The organism is Mangrovibacter plantisponsor (genome assembly GCF_003182475.1).
Lineage (GTDB): Bacteria > Pseudomonadota > Gammaproteobacteria > Enterobacterales > Enterobacteriaceae > Mangrovibacter > Mangrovibacter plantisponsor.
In genome coordinates this window covers 388,470-408,044 of record NZ_QGTS01000002.1, presented here as the reverse complement: position 1 = coordinate 408,044, position 19,575 = coordinate 388,470, and the positions used below count along the sequence as shown (strand labels likewise).

The following is a 19,575-nucleotide window of genomic DNA, read 5'->3' as shown; positions in this document are numbered from 1 at the left end:
TATCTCCCTTAGTTGGGAAACTTTTGCCTCCTGCTCCAGGAGGCATTTTTTATGCCCGTGAATTAATGTATTCCGCTTAATTAATCATGCAATCTGGCCATTTTATTTCCATATTCAGTAAATAAAATTCTCACCACATGTTAAGCCGCGCTGTTTAACTTTTCTGCTCTGCCAGGAAAATACAGGTGCAGCGGTTTAACTGTTTTTGGCAATATTGCAGCTGTATCAGTGCTCATAATTTCAACCAGGCAAGCAGGCACCATGGGTCTTGTTCCCGGCCGTCCCCCCAGCAATTGTTGATTCCTGGCAAAACGTAAATACAGCAATACACAGTCAAAATAATAAATCACTCTTCGCAAAAAAACGTTGCCCCGCCGGATAACGGAACAACGTTTTCTGAAGGCACTGTTTTCAGGTAATCAGTTATGCCTGCCAGCAGAACGGCAGGCTCCAGGTCTTATATACCTTCATCCTCATCATCAACCGGGCGGGCACTATTAAACCGCCGGCGTACAATCACAAAGAAGACGGGCACAAAAAAGATAGCCAGCACCGTTGCGGTTATCATCCCGCCAATAACCCCGGTCCCTACGGCATTCTGTGCACCAGACCCGGCACCATTACTGATAGCAAGGGGAAGCACACCAAGAATAAAGGCCAGTGAGGTCATCAGGATTGGGCGTAAACGCATGCGTGATGCTTCGATGGTTGCCTCAAGTAACGACTTGCCTTCTTTTTCAATCAGGTCTTTGGCAAATTCCACAATCAGGATGGCGTTTTTCGCCGACAACCCAATAGTGGTTAACAAGCCCACCACAAAGTAGACGTCATTATTAAGCCCGCGCATTGTGGTTGCCAGCAACGCACCCACCACGCCAAGGGGAACCACCAGCATAACCGAGAACGGAATCGACCAGCTTTCATACAACGCTGCAAGGCACAGGAAAACCACAATCAGTGACAACGCATACAGTGCAGGTGCCTGGTCCCCGGTCATTTTTTCCTGGTAAGACATCCCGGTCCAGCGGTAGCCAATACCCTGTGGTAATTGTTGCGCCAGTTGTTCCATCATTGCCATCGCTTCACCAGAACTCCGCCCCGCAGCCGGTTGCCCCAGAATTTCCACTGAAGACAACCCGTTGTAACGCTCCAGGCGCGGCGAACCGTAAATCCATTTAGCCGAAGAGAAACTGGCAAAGGGCACCATTTCGCCATTGCTGGCGCGCACATACCAGTCATTCAGGTCATCCGGCATCATGCGGAAATGCGAGTCGCTCATGACGTAAACACGCTTAACCCTGCCGCCATCAACAAAATCGTTCACGTAACTGCCGCCCCAGGCGGTAGACAAGGTGGTATTGATGTCCGGGAGTGATAACCCCAACGCCCGGGCTTTTTCCTGGTCGATGGTCACTTTATATTGCGGTGTATCATTCAGGCCATTGGGCCGCACAGCACTTAATACATCCGGGTGTTGCGCCGCCATACTCAGGAGCTGGTCACGCGCCGCCATCAGCGCTTCGTGCCCTAACCCGGCCTGGTCTGTCAGCTCAAAGTCAAACCCGGTGGCATTCCCCAGCGCAATAATGGCTGGCAGGTTAAACGCCACCACATTGCCATCCAGAATTTTGGAGAACGCCGCATTAGCCCGTGCAACCATCGCCGCAACGTGGTTTTCTGTACCTTCACGCAGTGACCAGTCTTTCAGGCCGATAAACGCAATCCCAATGTTCTGACCACGGCCGGCAAAACCATAACCGCCAACAGTCAGTACAGTACGGACATTTTTACTCTCATCACTGAGGTAGTAATCCGTTACGTTTTCAAGCACCTTCTGGGTACGCTGCTGAGTGGCACCGGCAGGCAGAATCACCTGAGTCGCAATAACGCCCTGGTCTTCGTCGGGCAGGAATGCGGTAGGCAGGCGCATAAACAGGACGCACATTCCGCCAACAATAAACAGATAGACCACAATATAGCGCCCGGTGGCAGACAGCATGTTGCTGACAGTCACTGTATAGCGGTTAGCGCTGCGGTCGAACTGGTGGTTAAACCAGCCAAAAAAGCCTTTATGTTCAACATGCCCGCCTTGGGCAGGTTTTAGCAATGTTGCACACAATGCGGGCGTCAGAATCAGCGCCACCAGCACGGACAGCACCATGGCAGACACAATGGTAATGGAGAACTGCCGGTAGATAACCCCGGTCGAACCGCCAAAAAACGCCATCGGTACAAACACGGCAGATAACACCAGAGCCACACCCACCAGCGCACCCTGAATTTGCCCCATCGATTTACGCGTTGCGGCTCTGGGCGACAGGCCTTCTTCGGCCATTACGCGCTCGACGTTTTCCACCACCACAATGGCGTCATCCACCAGCAAACCTATTGCCAGTACCATCCCGAACATGGTCAGGGTGTTGATACTGAACCCACACGCCGCCAGCACACCAAATGTCCCCAGCAATACCACCGGTACGGCGATAGTAGGGATCAGTGTCGCTCGCAGGTTCTGCAGGAACAGGAACATCACCAGGAACACCAGCACAATGGCTTCAAACAGGGTTTTAACTACTTCGTGAATGGAGATCTGAATAAACGGCGTGGTATCCCACGGGTACACCACTTCCATGCCCGCCGGGAAATAAGGCTTCAGGGTATTCAGCTCATCACGCACGGCTTTTGCGGTATCCAGCGCATTTGCCCCGGTTGCCAGTTGGATCCCCAGGGCAGAAGCCGGTTTACCGTTAATCCGCACAATGTACTGGTAATCTTCCCCGCCACGCTCAATGCGCGCCACATCTTTCAGGCGTACCTGAGAACCGTCGCTGTTCACTTTCAGCAGGATATTGCCAAACTCCTCCGGTGAGGTCAGGCGGGTTTGCGCAATAATAGAAGCGTTAAGCTGCTGGTCTTTATCTGGCGGTGTACCACCTAACTGCCCGGCGGCAATTTGGGTATTCTGGGTTTCCAGTTCACTGACCACATCAACAGGCGTCAGTTGGAAGCTATTGAGCTTTTCCGGATTCAACCAGATACGCATCGCATATTGCGAACCAAACAGTGTGGTATCACCCACACCATCAATACGGCTTATCGGGTCTTTGATATGTGACCCCACATAGTCGGAAATATCCTGCTGGGTCATGTTGCCGTTGTTATTGGTAAAACCAACAACCATCATGAACGTACTGGAAGATTTGCGTACCGAAATCCCCTGTTGCTGAACTTCAGCAGGCAATAACGGCATAGCCAGTTGCAGTTTATTTTGTACCTGAACCTGTGCGATATCCGGATCGGTGCCGTTTTTGAACGACAGAGTCAGTTGCAACACCCCGGAAGAGTCACTGTTGGAGGACATATAAATCAGCCCATCCAGCCCGTTCATGTTCTGTTCGATAACCTGAGTAACAGAGTTCTGCAGTGTGGTGGCATCGGCTCCTGGGTAAGTCGCACGGATTTGTACTGCTGGCGGCGCTACATCCGGGTACTGCTCAACAGGCAGGCTCAGAATCGAGATCCCCCCTGCCAGCATAATAATGATAGCCAGCACCCAGGCAAAAATGGGGCGGTTAATAAAGAATTTAGACATGAGTGATTTCCCTGGTTACTCCTGGTTTGCCTGGCTGGCGGTATCAACAGGCTGAGGTTTCACCAGCACGCCCGGGCGAAGTTTTTGTACTCCCGAAACCACCACGGTTTCGCCCGCCTTCAGGCCACTTGATACCAGCCAGTTGTCTCCCAGCGCCTGCTCAACATCGACCTGGCGAGTTTCGGCTTTGTTCTGGTTATCCACTACCCAAACAGATGCATCGCCACGCGGTGTATGGGTGACCGCTTCTTGCGGCACCAGCAATGCATCCGGGCGAATACCTTCATCAACCCGGCCTTTAACAAACATGCCGGGCAACAGGCTGTGTTGCGGGTTCAAAATTGTGGCACGTAGCGTGATGGCTCCCGTGGTTTCATCCACCGTGACATCAGAGAAATCAAGCTGACCATGCAGGGATTGTGGGTGGCCATCCACCAGCACATCAACCTTGGCTTTACCCTGCCCGGGAACGACCTGCCCACTGGCATTTGCCTGGCGCAGCGCCAGGAACGCATTACTGGGTTGGGTCATATCCAGGTACACCCGGTCAATTTGCGAAATGGTCGCCAGTGCATCACTTTGCCCGTCCTGAACCAGCGTGCCTTCGGTAAACAGCGACCGGCCAATACGGCCAGAAACCGGGGCAGTAACTTTGGTTCGTTCGAGGTTAATTTGCGCACTCTTCACTGCAGCCTGAACCGCAACTACGCTGGCGTCATCTTGCTGCGCCGTGGCGCTTGCCTGGTCATATTCCTGGCGGCTGACATACCGGGCACCCAATAATTTCTGGTAGCGGCTGAGCGTAATGTGTGAAATCCGGGCCTGTGCGCGAGCCTGTGCAAGGCTCCCTTGCGCCTGTTTCAGCGCCGCTTCATAGGGCGCCGGGTCAATCTGGTACAACACATCTCCGGCGCTGACATCACTGCCCTGAGTGAAGAATCGTTTCAGCACAATGCCAGAAACCTGCGGGCGTACCTCTGCGGTGCGGTAAGCCACTATCCTGCCTGGTAATGTGGTAGTCACTGGCATGCTTGCAGCACTTAGCCGGGTTACCCCTACATCGACTGCCTGAGTCTGAGATTCTCCTGGTTGCTGACCGTCACAAGCCACCAGTAAGACAGTGGCCGTAAGTAAACTCAACGCAAGTGCAGGTCTGGGATAATTCACCCCATATTTCTTCATGGTCATCCTCAATGTGAATCTGTGCGATAATTATTCTTGTGAGTGATAATGGTATTTCTTCCGCCATGAACCCGGCGGCATATGGTATTTTCGAGAAAATGTGCGGGTAAAAGACTGTTGGGAATCAAATCCATAACGGAATGAAATCTCCAGAATAGACTGTTCCGGGTCTTTTAAGTCATTCGCCGCATATTCAAGTTTTCTGTCACGGATATAGCTGGCGAGTGTCTGGCGTGTTTCCTGATGAAACAGGCGCTGTAAATGCCAGCGAGAATAACCTGCTCGCCGGGCTACATCGTCAATCTTCAGCGGTTTGTCTATATTCTCATCAATCCACGACATAATCAGATGAATAACATCATGTTGTAGCGCCATCATATCCACCTTCTTTATTCATGAAGTTAAAATGAAGCGCGCAGCCTGAGTCCTTTCGCCTGATTAACAGCAAAATGTACCCTTCAGGCCTGCGCCAGTTTTACAGTCAGATAAGATTATTTGTAGAGTTCAGCAACACCATTTAAGGTATTTCTGCCACCAGCAGAAACAACGCGAAATGATGAGGCTCCCGCCGCCTGCGCTTTATGGCCTAACTCTGCTGTTAAGTCATCCAGCGTTAATGCACCTGAAGCACTGACACTGCCTATGGCAACCCGCCCTTCACTTGACTGAACTTCTTCAATGGCGAATGCCTGACCAATACTGGTGAATACCAGCATTGCTGCCAGTAATAATTTGATGGATTTCATTATTCACTCCCTAATCAAAAAAACTATAAAGCACAAAAAGTAAAAAGAAGTACCAGTTGAAATATCTTAACATAACAATAAAAGTGGATTACCCTCTGGTGACGCAATAATGTTATGCATAAAACTCATCAATACGTTTATTTATCACCCACCTCACATGCCACGAAAGTTGCTTCCCCATGACATAAGTCTGTGCACAACTGCAGATAGAGTGTGGAATATTCTTATCTACCACAATATGAAAATACAGGTTGGCAATCAGTGCGATTAAACATTAATTACCTGCAAATTTTATCATTTAATGCTTTATTGTGGAGAATCAGAAAACAGATATATATTAAACAAGCTGTGGATGGAATGTAATTGACAAAAAGTGGCGCGTATCAGCGTTACTCGAATTAATTCGAATTACTGGCAACAACGCAGCTGTAATTTAAGTAAGAAAAGTATAAACAGGCTGCCTGTAGCTGAACAACATCCAATTCTGCGAAAACCTTGCCTGATTCTGCAAAACTGCCAATACCCTTATGACAAATAAGGATGCCGAGAAATAAGGCCTGAGTAAGAGCGCTGAATAGCTTTTGTGGGTATTTACGGGTGAGAGGCAATGAAACTGGTTGCCAGGCAGAGGTAACCCCCTGCCTGTTACGGTTTCACAATGCTACGTAAGAACGCTACGTAAGACTACTACGCGTCAGAATGCCTCACTGGCTTCCATCGCCGTTTTATTTTCACGTAACAAAGACCAGAGGATCACAGCCCCAATCACGTCAAACACCGACAACACAGCAAACAGCGGGCTGAAACCGAGCGTATCGGCCAGCGCGCCAACCACCAGGGCAAATAAGGTACTGGCAGTCCATGCCGCCATGCCGGTAAAACCGTTAGCTGTCGCGACTTCGTTAGGGTCAAACATATCTGATGACAGAGTTATCAACGCACCAGATAAAGACTGGTGAGCAAAACCCCCGACACACAGTAACCCAATGGCCACCATCGGGTTGCCAAACAACCCCACCATACCCGGCAGAATCATCAAAACAGCACCGAGCGTAACCACCAGCTTGCGAGACACAATCAGGTTAACACCGAACACCCGCTGGAACATACCTGGCATATAGCCACCGAGAATACAGCCCATGTCGGCAAACAGCATCGGGATCCAGGCAAACATTGCGATGTCTTTTAAATCGAATCCATAATTGCGCACCATGAACAATGGGATCCACGCATTGAATGTCCCCCATGCTGGCTCAGCCAAAAAGCGGGGCAAGGCAATTGCCCAGAATTTACGCTGGCGCAGCAAGGTACCTACACGCACTTTATGTTTTGGGCGTGGGGCTGGCTGCCCGGCAGTAATATAGTCCAGTTCCGTTTTGCTTAGCCGTTTCGTTTTCCCCGGGCGGTTGTAGACAAAAAACCAGCCAATCGCCCACACCACGCTCATACAGCCCACCAGAATAAAAGCCAGACGCCAGCTATGAATAAAAATAGCCCAGGCGACCAGTGGGGGCGCAATTAATGCCCCCATAGACGAGCCGACGTTAAAGTACCCCACAGCCACAGAGCGTTCTTTTTCCGGGAACCATTCTGTCACCGCTTTCAGCCCTGCCGGGATCATGGCGCTTTCAGCAAAGCCCCCCATCCCACGGGCAAATGCCAGACCTTTCCAGCCTCCGGCAAAGGAAGCGCCAATGCAAAAAATGCCCCATAACAGGCCAAATACTGCATAGCCCGCTTTGGTGCCAAGGGTGTCCAGCACAAACCCGGATATCGGTTGTGCAATGGTGTAACAAGCGGAAAAGAAAGCAACAATATAGGAATACTGCTGGGTTGTGATATGCAACTGACTTTGCAACGTCGGTGCTGCAGAAGCAATCGTGTTGCGGGTGAGATAACAAAGGATAGTGCCTAACGTCACTAACCCCACCATGAACCAGCGCATACGGCCTGGATTGCGCATAAGAAATCCCCTGGATTAAAAGAATAAAACCTGCCTGTGGGTAAAGCAGCGCCAGACAGACTGATAACGCCAGAGGAAAAAGAAAACACAACCAAACAAAAGGGAGTTAAGAGAGGCTGTTTTATGGTTATCTGTAATTATAAAGTGAGATTTGTCTCACAAATTGAATGTAATAATGCGACAACATGAAACGTTGTTTTTGATTTATATCAACAGCGGTTCTGTATCGCTGTATGGCAAATTCTTTAATGTGATCATCATCACAAATAAAGCCAGATTCAGTGAAAAATTGTTTCAGCCAGCAAACAGACTGAATCACATGCAAACGACCAGCTTCATCAGGAATAAACATGAAAAAAAGCCCGTTTTGGTATAGCGCCCGGCCAGAGCTCGCTTTATGGTAAGAATGGTCTGACAACCAATAAAACAGGTAAAACGATGCGAATTCTTGTAGTAGGAGCAGGGGCTACTGGCGGGTATTTTGGCGCACGTATGGCGCTGGCAGGCCGGGATGTCACCTTTTTAGTGCGTGAAAAACGCTGTGCGCAATTACAGAAAACTGGCCTGATGCTGAAAAGCCCGTATGGCGATGTCACGCTGGAGCCGAAACTGGTCACCGCGCAACAACTGAGCGGTACCTGGGATGTGATTCTGCTTACAGTCAAAAGCTTCGGCCTTGAGCAGGCAATGGCAGATATCGCGCCAGCAGTGGGTAAAGACACGCTGATTATCCCCATTCTTAATGGCATGCGGCATATTGAGACCCTGCAGGAGCGCTTTGGCAAACACGCAGTCATTGGCGGCTTGTGTAAAATCCATGCCACGCTGGGCGAACAGGGGGAGATTATCCAGCTGTCGCGCCTGCATACCCTGTTTTATGGTGACCTGCAGGGCGATAACAGTGAACGCCTGCAACAGCTGGATGCCCAACTGCGTGACTGCGGGTTTGATACTGTTTTTTCTGAAGCCATTCAGAGCGATTTATGGGAAAAATGGCTGTTGCTCAGTACCCTGGGTTCCGTCACCTGCCTTGCCCGTGGCAACACACAACAAATTGTACATGCACCCGGCGGGCGCGAATTTATTGAGTCGGTATTTGCCGAAGTGTTGTCTGTGATTGATGCCTGTGGTTACCAGCACCGTGAGAAAGTCATTAACTCAACACGGGAGTTTCTCACTAACCCGGATAACCCGCTGACATCCTCAATGTACCGTGATTTAACCCACGGCTTCACTATTGAAGCCGAGCAAATTATTGGCGACCTGGTGCGCCGTGCAGCACAGCATGGTGTGGTAACACCGTTGCTTAATGCCGTGAATGTAAACCTGAATGTTTACCTGCAAAACCGCGCCTGATACACCACAAGGTAGCACCGTCTCCTCCTGACAAAATTGTCAGGTTAATGTCAGCGAGGTGACGGTAAAACCAGGTTACAATAACCTGTTTTTATTCCCCAGGTGAATGGCATGCGTCTGCTTCTTGTTGAAGATGAGGAAAAAACCTCGTCATATATAAGCCGGGCTCTGAGTGAGCTGAGTTTTTCTGTTGATGTCGCACATGACGGCGTTGAAGGGCTGTACCTGGCATTGCAGTACGACTACGACGTCATTGTGCTTGATGTCATGCTGCCAGGCCAGGACGGTTACTCCGTGCTGGAAGGGTTGCGTGCCAGCAAGCAAACGCCCGTATTGATGCTGTCTGCCCGCAGTTCCGTGGACGAGCGGGTGCGCGGCCTGCGTTGCGGCGCTGACGATTACCTGCCAAAACCCTTTTCCCTGATTGAACTGGTCGCCAGAATACAGGCGTTAATCCGCCGCCGTGGCAGTGACAGCAACGATCCTACCCATATCAGCATTGACGATCTGCATATCGATCTTATCTCACGTAAAGTGTCCCGCAGTAATGAACGTATTGACCTGACGGCAAAAGAGTTTGCTCTGTTAAGCCTGCTGGCACGCCATCAGGGCGAGATCCTGTCCAAACTGATGATTGCAGAACAGGTATGGGATATGAATTTCGACAGCGATGCCAATGTAGTGGAAGTCGCTATTAAGCGCCTGCGTAATAAAATTGATACCCCATACGCCGTGAAGCTGCTCCACACTGTACGTGGTATGGGTTATGTACTGGAAAACCGAACTGCGGCAAACGCATCATGACACTGAACCTGAAACAAAGCTCTATTTCCGGGCGGCTGACTCTGTTATTTGTGGTACTGATGGTGGCAATTCTCCTCGCTATCGCCCTGTTTTTGCGCACCACGCTGTTCTCTTCGCTTAAAAACCAGATGCATAACGAGCTGGCGTTTCGCAATTCACTGGTAGTGCCGTTTCTCGAACACGAAGGGACAGCACAGTTGTGGGAGCGCGTTGTGCACAAACTTACCACCCTGACAGAAAACGAAGGGGGTAAAGTACAATATCTGGTGCTGAGCGACGATCCGCAGTATGCATTTGGCGGTGAAATGGAAAAAACTGTTGCCGCGCACAACCCACCAGAGGGCTATTCAAGTATCTACCTGCATGAAAAGAGCTGCCCGTATTACCTGTTAGTCAAAACTATTCCTGCAAACAACGGGCGCCCACCCCTGAAATTCGTCGTTTCAATAGATTCAACGGCCTATTACAAGACTTATACCGAATTTACTGAAGCCCTTATTTTTATTTCCCTGGCCGGGCTAATCCTGGTCGCTGGCCTGAGTTACGCAGTTTCTCGTTACGGGCTGAAACCAGCACGGCAAATGAGTGATCAGGCAAACCAGCTTGCCCCGGGGAATGTCGGGCAACGGCTGAATACTGCCAGCCTGCCTGATGAGTTGCGCACACTGGCTCAGGCTTTTAATGGGGTGCTGGAACGCCAGGAAAAAGCCTGGCAACAACTGGACAGCTTTAATGCCGATGTTGCTCATGAGTTACGCACTCCCCTGACTAATTTAATCGGCCAGACACAACTGGGGCTGTCGCGCCAGCGCGATATCCATGAACTGGAAGATTTGCTGGAATCCAACCTGGAAGAGCTGGCGCGCATGACATCCATTATTAATGACATGCTGTTCCTTTCCCATGCGGAAGCCGGGCAACGGGCGATTGAGCTAACGGATATCTCCCTGCAGGAAGAAGCGGTCAAAACGGCAGAATATGTAGAGCCTTCACTGCTGGAACATGAACTGGTGGTCACCATTGGTGGCGATGTGCGCGCCTGCGTGGACCGCCGCCTGTTCCACCGTGCGCTGGCTAATTTACTGGAAAATGGTGCGCGCCACGCCAGCACCGGCAGCGCTATTGGTGTCAGCCTGTCCCGGGAAGGTGACTTCGCCAAAATTGCCGTGTCCAACCAGGGAGACCCCATTGCGCCACAGCATTTATCGCGGCTGTTTGAACGGTTCTACCGGGTGGATGCTGCGCGTAACGGCAGTAATATGCACCACGGGCTGGGTCTGGCAATTGTCAAAGCCGTTGCACTGATGCATGAAGGCAAAACCTTTGCCTACAGCTACCAGGGCGTGAACACCTTTGGGTTTACCTTGCGCCTGAATAACCCACGCCCCCAGCCCCAGGAAGGTCTGGTGCAAACCACTGTTGCCCCACTGGGCACTGATACCGCCACCACCTGAGCACGCTTAATAACGTCGTACTATTTCCGGGTAAACAAAATAAAAACCGGGTTAATGTGAATAACCATATGCACATTAACCCGGCCGTGATCATTGAGGCTGGTTCAGGTTTGCCTGCCAATATTTTCCTGCCAGTACTGTCTCTGCCAATCCTGATATCAGCAACAAACGCCTGGCAAATAAAAATCAGGCAATAAAAAACCGGCCAGTAATGACTTACTCTGGCCGGCCAAATAACAACACAACACAATCACCAATAAGGGGTATTAGCTACAGAATCTCAGAGCGGGCATTAAAGCAACACAAGAAAAGTCTTATTTATATAACTCAGCCACGCCGAAATACTGGTTATCGCCACCTGCGGAGATAATTTTAAAGCTGGACGCACCTGCTGCCTGCGCCTTTTCCTGCAGCGTTTGGGTAACATCCGCCAGTGTCTGCTGGCCGCTGGTGCTGACTACGCCATCAGCCGTGCGCCCCTGTCCAGAGGCCACTTCCTGAGCGGCAATTGAACTAAAACTGACAGCAGCCAGTGCCAAAATACCGGGTACCAGAATATGCTTTTTCATTGTTCCACCTTTTTTAACTGAAAGATAAAAAATAAGCTTAACGAAAAGAATTAACGCCTTTCGATAAGCTTATTTTACGGGGGAGTTGCTGACTATTGAGTGACAGGAAAATAACAATCCTGTCAGCTACAATGTTTTACATTCTTGCATTAGATTTACGAAATGCCCTGGGCGACTGATTAAATACACGCGAGAACACGCGGGTAAATGTTTGCTGGGAATCGAACCCATAGCGGTCTGAAATAAAGCATACTGAATAACGGGTATTCTTTAATTCTTCTGCTGCCAGCGCCAGCTTACGGTTACGGATATAGCTGCCTAATGTTTCGGTCGTGACATCCTGGAAAACCCGCTGCAGATGCCATTTGGAATACCCGGCTTTATGGGCAACATCTTCAATCTTAATCGGTTCGTGGACATGTGCTTCAATCCACTCTTTCAGTGCCTCTACAAGGGCAACATGTTTTTCCACAATTTTTTGCATAGTGAATGACCCCGTCTTGTCCGAAGGCTGCGCCTCCGTATCCTTTCTTTTGGTCTGGTGCCGCTCTGAAAGCCGCACGCCCGCGGATCAATAAAATCGACAGGGTTCACTATAAGAGGTACTCGCTGACCTCAACATGACGCCAAAATAACATTTTTGTCAGGAAACAGTTCTTTACACAGGAAATACCGAGTAATCCCTGGTAACCAGATACGGAATTGCCCGGTGAAAAACAGCAGAAAAATCAGGCAGGTTTACTGACAGAAATCATCAGCATCATGGGGCGGCGCAGTTCATCCTGCATACCCGGCACGGTCGCCAGTAAGTGTGCAGGCGGCTGCGGCTCACACAGCGCGTTAACATGTAGTTGCAGCGCCAGTAATGGCGCCAGCCAGTCTGTTAGTGTGCGGTGGTATTTCACAACAGATTCACCCAGAAAACAGGTTTCGCGGCGCCCTGTAGAAAAATAGTGGTCAACCGGCCAGTGCAGCGGCTTTCCTTCGTTGTCACAATGCCAGGCTTGCCCGCCCTCTGCTGTAAAAACAGGGTGCTCCACACTGAATACAAAGGTGCCGCCAGGCTTCAGCGCCTGAACAACCTTACGGCACAGTGCAGGCCAGTCCGCCACATAGTGAAACGCCAGTGAACTAAGAACCACATCAAATGCCTCAGGCTCGGGGTGATAATCCTCCATCGCCGCCTGTTGCCAGAAAATGCTGGCAGAGTCTGGAGCCTGCTGTGCCCGCGCCAGCATTTTTTCTGAAATATCCACGCCGGTTATTGCCGACGCCCCCTGAGCCTGAGCGTAAAAACAGTGCCAGCCATAACCACAGCCTAAATCCAGCACTTGCTTACCTGCCAGGGGTGGCAACATGGCCTTAAACGCTGGCCATTCCCCTGCTGCACTTAATCCTTCAACTGAGCGCGCCATCGCCGCATACTTGTCAAAAAACGCAGCATCATCGTACTTATTCTGTTTCATCGGCTTAACCTTCCCTGATGTTTGTCACTCTTAATATAAAGCGCAGTTTAGCGATATTCCGTGTGGCCGTCCTGGCGTTTTGGCGCACCTCTTCCCCGGACACCAGCAAATGGTGAGCCAGGGCGAATCATCAGCGCCAACAATCAGCTAATTTATTGAGTAAACCCGGGAATAAACCGGTTCACGTCCACTTCCAGGAACTGGCTGCGCTGGAAATTGGCTTTCAGTGCCCAGGGCACCGTGCAGTCAAAAATTGTTTTGCAGGCAATGCCGTGGTCACGGATTGACGGGCTGAATGCCGGGTCTGATGACGGGTCCAGAGGATGGCAGCGAACACCGGGAATAAATACCGTACTGATATCGCCCTGATAGCGGGTGGTCATCGCCCACATCACGTCATTCATGTCGAACAGTTCCACATCTTCATCTACCAGAATGACATGCTTGAGTTCGGAGAATGCGGAGAATGCCAGTAGAGCAGCCTGGCGCTGGCGGCCTTCATCCGCCGGAGTACGTTTTTTCACTTGCAGCACAGCAAGATATTTCCCGGTACCCGGAGACGGGCAATGCACATTCTGCACAAAGCCAGGCAGTGCACGCTCAACCATTTGTAAAATACTGGCTTCAGTTGGGATACCAGCCATATTGGTGTGCTCATCGCTCGGCCCAATGCAGGTTTGCAAAATGGGGTGTTTGCGGTGAGTAATTGCTTTAACTTTTATCACAGGTACTGCGGCTTTTGCTTCACCGGTATAACCCGGGAATTCAGGCATGGCTTTGCCAGTATCGGTGTTCTGGTCTTCGCGCACCCGGTAATTGGGCACCAGTTCCCCTTCTATCACCACCTCTGCATTGGCAATACCCCGGGCATTGACGCTGAGGCAGTCCACCAGTTCAACCGCTTTGTTACGCAGACCACCGGCAATGGACAACTCGTCAAAGCCCAGCGGCGTTGTTGGTGGCTCAAAGCAGGCACCGATTTCAATAGCCGGGTCCACCCCAATGCTGATAGATATCGGCAACGCTTTGCCGGCCGCTTCTGCTTTCATACGGAAGGTATCCAGGTGACGCCCCGGGACGAAATACATGGAAATTTCGTCTTTGCTCTGCACACATAAGCGGTGGATGGTGACATCATGTTCACCGGTTTCCGGGTCTGCGGCATAGCACATCCCCAGAGTAAAATACGGGCCGGCGTCTTCTGGAGTATTGGTGGGCGCGGGCAGGATTTTCAGAATATCGAAACCCGGGTCTGTCGCGAGATGCACGACTTCCTGGCAGGCTGCCTGTTCACGGGGAACCACAATTGGCGCAATGGGCTTGTCAACGGCATCTTTGAGCATAAATGCCAGTTGTTCTTCGCTGGTGCCAAACAGGCGGGCCACGCGTTTACGTGAAGACAGCACGCCAATCACCACGCGCATGTCATCGTAGCCTTTCACTTTATTGAACATCATGGCCGGGCCAACACGGGTTGGGCGCTGCACGGTGCCGTGGGCACCAACATAGCGGTAAACACCGGATAATTCAGCGATTGGGTCAACGGGCTCATTGGTTTCAATAAGTTCATCGCCATACTGCTCAAGTAACGCCAGAGCACTACGAAGATCCGTTACAGTACTTTGAGTTTCAGACATAAAAAACCTCACATAACAATTGCCATAACCTGGCAGGACAATGCTGGCTTACTGGAATTAATAACAATTATTTCAATATGTTAAATAAATCCGCACCAGACTTGCTTTTCAGTTTCAAGTGTTATGTGATAATTGTCCAATAACATATCCCCTCATTTTGATAAGGGATTTTTATTAGTTTCTTTGCGGAGCGCATTATGGAATATCGTCACCTGCAGGCTTTTGTGGTGCTGGCTGAAGAGCTTCATTTTGGCCGGGCAGCGCAAGTGCTGCACATTGCCCAACCGGCACTCAGCCAGTACATCAAAAGCCTTGAAAATAGCCTAGGAATGCTTTTATTTCAGCGTGATCGCCGTAATGTCGCGTTAACCTGGGAAGGTGGGCAACTTGTGGAACAGGCGCGTCTGGCGGTCAGCCACTACCAGCGTTTTCAGGAACATGCCGTCACACTGCGCAAAGGGTTTCGCGGCCTGATCAGGCTGGGTTATGTTGGTTCATCTATCCTGGAACCCGGGTTAATGGCCGTAATCAACCGTTACCGCCACCATAATCCTCATATTGAAATCGCAATTGAAGAGCACAACGTAGATGACCAGATTCGCCTGCTAATGGACGACCAGCTGGATATTGCACTGGTGAGGTTGCCCGTGCCGCAAAGTGAAGAGCTTGATTACCTTGATGTCGCCACACGGCCATTAGTGGCGGTTGTACCCTCCACGCACCCGGCACTGATCAACCGCCCATTATCTCTGCGTTCGCTGGAACAGGAGACATTCATGATCCAGCAAGACCCGCCCGGTGTAGGTCTTGGCTGGTCTGCCCTTGCCGCCTGCCATCGGGCTGGGTTTACACCGCAGAAAATTCAGCACACCCGGGATGTCTCTGTCGCCGTTGGTCTGGTGGCAATGGGAATGGGCGTGACGTTGGTGCCACAAACACAATGCTCTGTCATGACGCCAAACGTAGCCTATTGCCCACTAGAGGATACGCAGGCCACCACCACGCTTACTCTGTGTTGGCAGAAGCGGCGTTGCCAGAACACCCTGAAGCATTTTGTACAATCGGCACGAGAGCAGGTTCTGAAAGAAAAACAGGCAGAAAAAAGCTGCCCGTCCGGGCAGCAAGGGGAATAAGTGAACCTGAGTCAGTACGGCTCACTACAAACTACATCACATCAAACTGCTGTCAGGCCCGGCCCAGGGCCTTGTCAAATTCGGCCCAACAGGCGGTTAAATCCACAACACTGTGGGTTTTACGTGCTTCATCAATTTTGATGGCCGTTAACCCGGCTTCCAGTGCATCCACCACAGACACCTTAAGCGGCGTGCCTTGTTTCAGGTGGCGCACTACTTCTTCGGCCATTAAGGCATCGGCACCGTAGTGGCCGTCGTATGCGCTGCCATCGTAGGTTTTATCCGTCAGCGCAGCGCGGGTACGGGCGTTATGTACACGAAAATAGTTACGCACAAAATCCCCTTCCGCCTGCCCATCCGTTCCCATTACACAAAAACGGCGGAACTCATCCGGCACATTGAGGTTGGCGTGAAACGCCATCGTGGCACCACCTGCGTATTCCACAATTGCCGTCTGGTAATCAACAATGTCTGCGTCGCTGTCGAACACATGCTCAGTGCTGGACCAGCCACTGGGTTTTTCGTGGTACACAGCGGAATCCGCTGTTACCTCGCCTGTTGGCGTATGCTGCGGGGTAAAAGACTTGCGCCCGCCAAAGCTGGCAACCCGCACCGGGCGTTCGCCCACCAGGCCCTGGTAGAGGTCGATATCATGGCAGCATTTCTCAAGAATATATGGCCCGGCATAGCGCTCAAAGCGCCGCCAGTCGCGCATAAAGAACGCCCCATGGAAAGGCGGAATATGCTCAGTGGCTTCAATGGAGGTAATTTCCCCCAACTCGCCAGCCGCTTTGGCTGCCACCAGGTCCTGGTATAGCGGTGAGTAGCGCAGCACCAGGCCAACAATGACTTTATCTTCACCATAACGGGCAATCAGCTTCGCCAGCGCCATACTCTGTGCTTCGCTGGTCACTACCGGTTTTTCAGTAAACACGGTGTAACCCGCGGCCAGCCCGGCTTCAATATGCTCAAGGTGCATAAAGTTCGGCGAACCAACCATCAGCAGATCAAACCCGCCAGCCGCCAGCATCTCATCCAGCGATGCAAACGCCTTACCGGGAGAAATACCGAAGGTTTCCAGGTTCGGTAAACCGGCCGGAGCCGGGTCGACATACCCTGTTATGGTGAATTCCGGGTCGGCTTTCTTAAACTCTTTTGCCACATGCGACAGACGAAACCCTAACCCGACAATGCCTACTTTCATGTTCAACCCTGCCTGCTCAAGAAATATGTCTGATACTCAGAATCTGGTCATCTGGCGGTATTCTGCCAGCTAAAACAGCCAGAACCAGCTCACGGGATGACGCGCTGTGTTATGCTGCGCCGTTGTTTAATTTTACACCGCCAACTTATTACGCCAGAAAAACTAAAGTCAACAACCAAAAAACCATCAATTTTTAGTTATTTTTTATCTAATTGTTTTTAAACATAAAAAATAAAATCGATGTTACATATTTATTTGTTATTGCGATTTAAGTTTTTTTCTCCTATCTTTTCGCTCAGAATCAGGTCTGTTGTGGCGGTAAGCCGGCACTGATCAACAGGAGAATGGCATTGCAAACAGCGTATTTCATTGGCGTCGATGGTGGTGGCACACAGTGCCGAACCCGGTTAACCAACCAGAATGGTGATGTTCTGGCAGCCTGTAGCGGCGGCCCGGCCAATATCTGGAGCCAGTTCGATAGCGCCATGAAGCAAGTCTGCCAGTTGCTGGATGAAACCCTTCACGCCGCAGGGCTTGGCCCCCATGAAGCCGGGCAGACCCACGTAGTTCTGGGCCTTGCCGGAGGCAATATTTCTCGTGTACGCGCGCAGGCGCAAGCCTGGCCCCACGCGTATGCATCCTGGCAAGTATTTTCCGACGTCGAAATTGCCTGCCCTGGTGCGCACAATGGGCAACCGGGTGCCGTATTGATAACCGGAACCGGGAGCCAGGGCGCGGTCTGGGACGGCCAGCAATTTCGCTGTGTGGGTGGCTGGGGCATGTCTCTTTCAGACCAGGGCTCAGGTGCATGGCTGGGGCAACAGGCATTACGCCTGGCGCTCAAAGCCCATGAAAACCTGGTGGAGCACACCCCACTGACCCGGGCATTGATGGCTCATTTTGATAATCAGCCAGAAACCTTGCTGGCCTGGTCGGTGCAGGCAACACCGGCACAATGGGGCCAGTTTGCACCACAAATTTTCCAGGCAGCCCGTGAACAAGACAACCACGGTGTCGCCCTGCTGGCTTGCTGTGCCCGGGAAGTAAGCGCGCTGGTTAGCAACCTCAGCCAGAATGGGCGCTACCCGGTAGCCATGCTTGGCGGCCTTGCGCTGCCCATTTACCCCTGGCTCAGCGAGGGTATCCAGGCCATGCTGGTTCCCGCAGGGGGCGATGCCCTCAGTGGTGCACTACGCCTTGCCCACCTTTGTGCCTGAAGTGAAATTTTCAGGCCGGGTTAATTCAGGTGCCAATAACATGGCGTCCTGCTTACTGACTTCTGGTTAACTTAATGATGATGACTGCGCCTTCCATCACTACCCGCATTTTACGGCTGATTGTTGAGCTTTCCCCCGTCAGCCAGTCTGACCTGAAAGTCCGCAGTGGGCTGAGTATGTCCACCGTATCTCAGGCAACCAACCGCCTGCTTGACCGGGGCATTATTCAGGAGCTGGGGCTGCGCCGTGTTTCCATGGGGCGGCCGAAAACCTTGTTAGGGCTTAACCCGGATTACGCCAATGTAGTTGGTATCCAGCTTAATGCTGAGCGCAACCTGATTGTTATGACAGACCTCGCCGGTAACCTGGTGGGGGAACAGCAGATGCCATCAGGTGAACTGACGCCTCGCCAGTTAGGTGATGCGCTGGCAAAATTTCTCAAAACCACGGGTGACAGGCATGTTGGCGCCATTGGCCTGGCGCTTTCTGGCCTGGTGGATGCACAAAGTGGCTACTGTGTGCGTTCCACGGTACTGAACTGGGACAATGAACCGGTTGTGGAACAATTGCAGGCCCGCTTTCACCTGCCAGTGTTTATTGAAAACGATGCTAACGCCATGGCACTGGCGGCACAGGTTTTCGGCCAGTTAGGCCAGTCGCGCACTGCGATTGTCGCCACTTATGGCAAAGGCATTGGGGCGGGAATCATACTAGACCGCCAGTTATACCGTGGCCGCCATGGTACAGCCGGGGAAATTGGCAATGCTTTCTTAACCGATGGCAGTGGGCGAACGCTGGAAGATGCCGCTTCGTCAAAAGCGATTCTGCGGGCGCTGGCTGAAACCGGGGCAACACACCTGGCAGCCCTTGATGAACGCCCTTCCCCACAAACGCTGGAAGTATTGCGGGAAGCAGGCGAGCAGTTGGGCAGTGCACTGGCAAACCTGGCTGTGGCATTTGACCCGGATGTGGTTTACCTGGCAATGGAGCCGCAAATGGCCTCGCGAATTTTGCTCGACCAGGTGACCCAGAGTTTCCACACTTACCGGCTGAAACTCACCCCACAACTCACCCCGTTGCAATTTTTAACGGAGTCCAACCGGATGTGGGCACTGGGCGCCGCCGGGCTCGCCGTTGACCGGCTGATAGATGTGCTTTCTGTAGAAGCCGAAGCCGAGCGCAACGATAACTAACCCGCCAGAAGGCGGGGAGTCTGATGACAAACCTCATATCCGTACATAACGAGAGGATG

The 19,575-nt window shown here is 51.5% G+C and carries 17 protein-coding genes; 6 read left to right on the top strand and 11 right to left on the bottom strand.

The features are described from left to right. Positions 1-457: 457 nt before the first annotated feature. The 6 genes from DES37_RS04525 to DES37_RS04500 all read right to left on the bottom strand — a co-directional run bounded on the left by DES37_RS04525 (position 458) and on the right by DES37_RS04500 (position 7,835). The gene (locus DES37_RS04525; RefSeq protein ID WP_110024994.1) at positions 458-3,592 is read right to left on the bottom strand and encodes an efflux RND transporter permease subunit; all 3,135 of its coding nucleotides are present in this window, start codon (positions 3,590-3,592) and stop codon (positions 458-460) included. Positions 3,593-3,607: 15 nt separating this feature from the next. Continuing rightward, positions 3,608-4,774, bottom strand: a complete 1,167-nt coding sequence (locus DES37_RS04520; RefSeq protein ID WP_110024993.1) for an efflux RND transporter periplasmic adaptor subunit — start codon at positions 4,772-4,774, stop codon at positions 3,608-3,610. A 30-nt stretch (positions 4,775-4,804) separates the two neighbouring features. Beyond that, positions 4,805-5,149 (bottom strand): helix-turn-helix domain-containing protein, encoded by a 345-nt coding sequence (locus tag DES37_RS04515; protein ID WP_110025073.1) that lies wholly within the window; start codon positions 5,147-5,149, stop codon positions 4,805-4,807. A 116-nt stretch (positions 5,150-5,265) separates the two neighbouring features. Continuing rightward, positions 5,266-5,520 (bottom strand): YdgH/BhsA/McbA-like domain containing protein, encoded by a 255-nt coding sequence (locus tag DES37_RS04510; protein ID WP_036112266.1) that lies wholly within the window; start codon positions 5,518-5,520, stop codon positions 5,266-5,268. A 694-nt stretch (positions 5,521-6,214) separates the two neighbouring features. Beyond that, the gene (locus tag DES37_RS04505) at positions 6,215-7,483 is read right to left on the bottom strand and encodes an MFS transporter (protein WP_036112271.1); all 1,269 of its coding nucleotides are present in this window, start codon (positions 7,481-7,483) and stop codon (positions 6,215-6,217) included. Between the two features lie 127 nt (positions 7,484-7,610). Next, positions 7,611-7,835 (bottom strand): hypothetical protein, encoded by a 225-nt coding sequence (locus tag DES37_RS04500; protein WP_110024992.1) that lies wholly within the window; start codon positions 7,833-7,835, stop codon positions 7,611-7,613. Positions 7,836-7,921: 86 nt separating this feature from the next. Here DES37_RS04500 and panE point away from each other — a divergent pair, with 86 nt between their 5' ends. From panE to DES37_RS04485, 3 genes are all read left to right on the top strand, one after another. Beyond that, positions 7,922-8,839: a 2-dehydropantoate 2-reductase gene (gene panE, locus DES37_RS04495; protein WP_036112277.1), complete on the top strand. Its 918-nt coding sequence runs from the start codon at positions 7,922-7,924 to the stop codon at positions 8,837-8,839. A gap of 111 nt (positions 8,840-8,950) precedes the next feature. Beyond that, positions 8,951-9,643, top strand: coding sequence for a heavy metal response regulator transcription factor (locus tag DES37_RS04490; RefSeq protein WP_036112280.1), 693 nt, complete (start codon positions 8,951-8,953; stop codon positions 9,641-9,643). An 8-nt stretch (positions 9,644-9,651) separates the two neighbouring features. After that, complete coding sequence (locus DES37_RS04485; protein ID WP_110025072.1) at positions 9,652-11,097, top strand: heavy metal sensor histidine kinase; 1,446 nt, start codon at positions 9,652-9,654, stop codon at positions 11,095-11,097. A gap of 314 nt (positions 11,098-11,411) precedes the next feature. On the opposite strand, the gene DES37_RS04480 is transcribed toward DES37_RS04485, so the two are convergent. The 4 genes from DES37_RS04480 to DES37_RS04465 all read right to left on the bottom strand — a co-directional run bounded on the left by DES37_RS04480 (position 11,412) and on the right by DES37_RS04465 (position 14,769). After that, a complete protein-coding gene (locus tag DES37_RS04480) occupies positions 11,412-11,666 on the bottom strand; it encodes a YdgH/BhsA/McbA-like domain containing protein (RefSeq protein WP_036112283.1) in 255 nt (84 codons plus the stop codon). A 136-nt stretch (positions 11,667-11,802) separates the two neighbouring features. Next, entirely contained in the window at positions 11,803-12,150 is a 348-nt protein-coding gene (locus DES37_RS04475) for a helix-turn-helix domain-containing protein (RefSeq protein ID WP_036112286.1), read from the bottom strand. Positions 12,151-12,394: 244 nt separating this feature from the next. Further along, positions 12,395-13,132, bottom strand: coding sequence for a class I SAM-dependent methyltransferase (locus tag DES37_RS04470; RefSeq protein ID WP_110024991.1), 738 nt, complete (start codon positions 13,130-13,132; stop codon positions 12,395-12,397). Between the two features lie 152 nt (positions 13,133-13,284). Next, entirely contained in the window at positions 13,285-14,769 is a 1,485-nt protein-coding gene (locus tag DES37_RS04465) for a UbiD family decarboxylase (RefSeq protein ID WP_110024990.1), read from the bottom strand. Between the two features lie 197 nt (positions 14,770-14,966). On the opposite strand from DES37_RS04465, the gene DES37_RS04460 reads away from it, so the two are divergent. Next, positions 14,967-15,902, top strand: a complete 936-nt coding sequence (locus DES37_RS04460) for a LysR family transcriptional regulator (RefSeq protein ID WP_110024989.1) — start codon at positions 14,967-14,969, stop codon at positions 15,900-15,902. A gap of 52 nt (positions 15,903-15,954) precedes the next feature. On the opposite strand, the gene DES37_RS04455 is transcribed toward DES37_RS04460, so the two are convergent. Further along, positions 15,955-17,106, bottom strand: a complete 1,152-nt coding sequence (locus tag DES37_RS04455; RefSeq protein WP_110024988.1) for a Gfo/Idh/MocA family protein — start codon at positions 17,104-17,106, stop codon at positions 15,955-15,957. A 350-nt stretch (positions 17,107-17,456) separates the two neighbouring features. On the opposite strand from DES37_RS04455, the gene DES37_RS04450 reads away from it, so the two are divergent. Together DES37_RS04450 and DES37_RS04445 are read left to right on the top strand one after the other, a co-directional pair. Beyond that, positions 17,457-18,323, top strand: coding sequence for a glucosamine kinase nucleotide-binding domain-containing protein (locus DES37_RS04450; RefSeq protein ID WP_110025071.1), 867 nt, complete (start codon positions 17,457-17,459; stop codon positions 18,321-18,323). A gap of 80 nt (positions 18,324-18,403) precedes the next feature. Then, positions 18,404-19,516, top strand: a complete 1,113-nt coding sequence (locus DES37_RS04445; protein WP_110025070.1) for an ROK family transcriptional regulator — start codon at positions 18,404-18,406, stop codon at positions 19,514-19,516. Positions 19,517-19,575: the final 59 nt, after the last annotated feature.

What these genes read in the sequence shown, in the direction of transcription:
- DES37_RS04475 (WP_036112286.1), bottom strand. Translation starts at nt 12,150, where the DNA reads ATGCAAAAAATTGTGGAAAAACATGTTGCCCTTGTAGAGGCACTGAAA.
- DES37_RS04500 (WP_110024992.1), bottom strand. Translation starts at nt 7,835, where the DNA reads ATGTTTATTCCTGATGAAGCTGGTCGTTTGCATGTGATTCAGTCTGTT.
- DES37_RS04470 (WP_110024991.1), bottom strand. Translation starts at nt 13,132, where the DNA reads ATGAAACAGAATAAGTACGATGATGCTGCGTTTTTTGACAAGTATGCG.
- DES37_RS04515 (WP_110025073.1), bottom strand. Translation starts at nt 5,149, where the DNA reads ATGGCGCTACAACATGATGTTATTCATCTGATTATGTCGTGGATTGAT.
- DES37_RS04510 (WP_036112266.1), bottom strand. Translation starts at nt 5,520, where the DNA reads ATGAAATCCATCAAATTATTACTGGCAGCAATGCTGGTATTCACCAGT.
- DES37_RS04505 (WP_036112271.1), bottom strand. Translation starts at nt 7,483, where the DNA reads ATGCGCAATCCAGGCCGTATGCGCTGGTTCATGGTGGGGTTAGTGACG.
- panE (WP_036112277.1), top strand. Translation starts at nt 7,922, where the DNA reads ATGCGAATTCTTGTAGTAGGAGCAGGGGCTACTGGCGGGTATTTTGGC.
- DES37_RS04445 (WP_110025070.1), top strand. Translation starts at nt 18,404, where the DNA reads ATGACTGCGCCTTCCATCACTACCCGCATTTTACGGCTGATTGTTGAG.
- DES37_RS04465 (WP_110024990.1), bottom strand. Translation starts at nt 14,769, where the DNA reads ATGTCTGAAACTCAAAGTACTGTAACGGATCTTCGTAGTGCTCTGGCG.
- DES37_RS04525 (WP_110024994.1), bottom strand. Translation starts at nt 3,592, where the DNA reads ATGTCTAAATTCTTTATTAACCGCCCCATTTTTGCCTGGGTGCTGGCT.
- DES37_RS04455 (WP_110024988.1), bottom strand. Translation starts at nt 17,106, where the DNA reads ATGAAAGTAGGCATTGTCGGGTTAGGGTTTCGTCTGTCGCATGTGGCA.
- DES37_RS04490 (WP_036112280.1), top strand. Translation starts at nt 8,951, where the DNA reads ATGCGTCTGCTTCTTGTTGAAGATGAGGAAAAAACCTCGTCATATATA.
- DES37_RS04460 (WP_110024989.1), top strand. Translation starts at nt 14,967, where the DNA reads ATGGAATATCGTCACCTGCAGGCTTTTGTGGTGCTGGCTGAAGAGCTT.
- DES37_RS04520 (WP_110024993.1), bottom strand. Translation starts at nt 4,774, where the DNA reads ATGAAGAAATATGGGGTGAATTATCCCAGACCTGCACTTGCGTTGAGT.
- DES37_RS04480 (WP_036112283.1), bottom strand. Translation starts at nt 11,666, where the DNA reads ATGAAAAAGCATATTCTGGTACCCGGTATTTTGGCACTGGCTGCTGTC.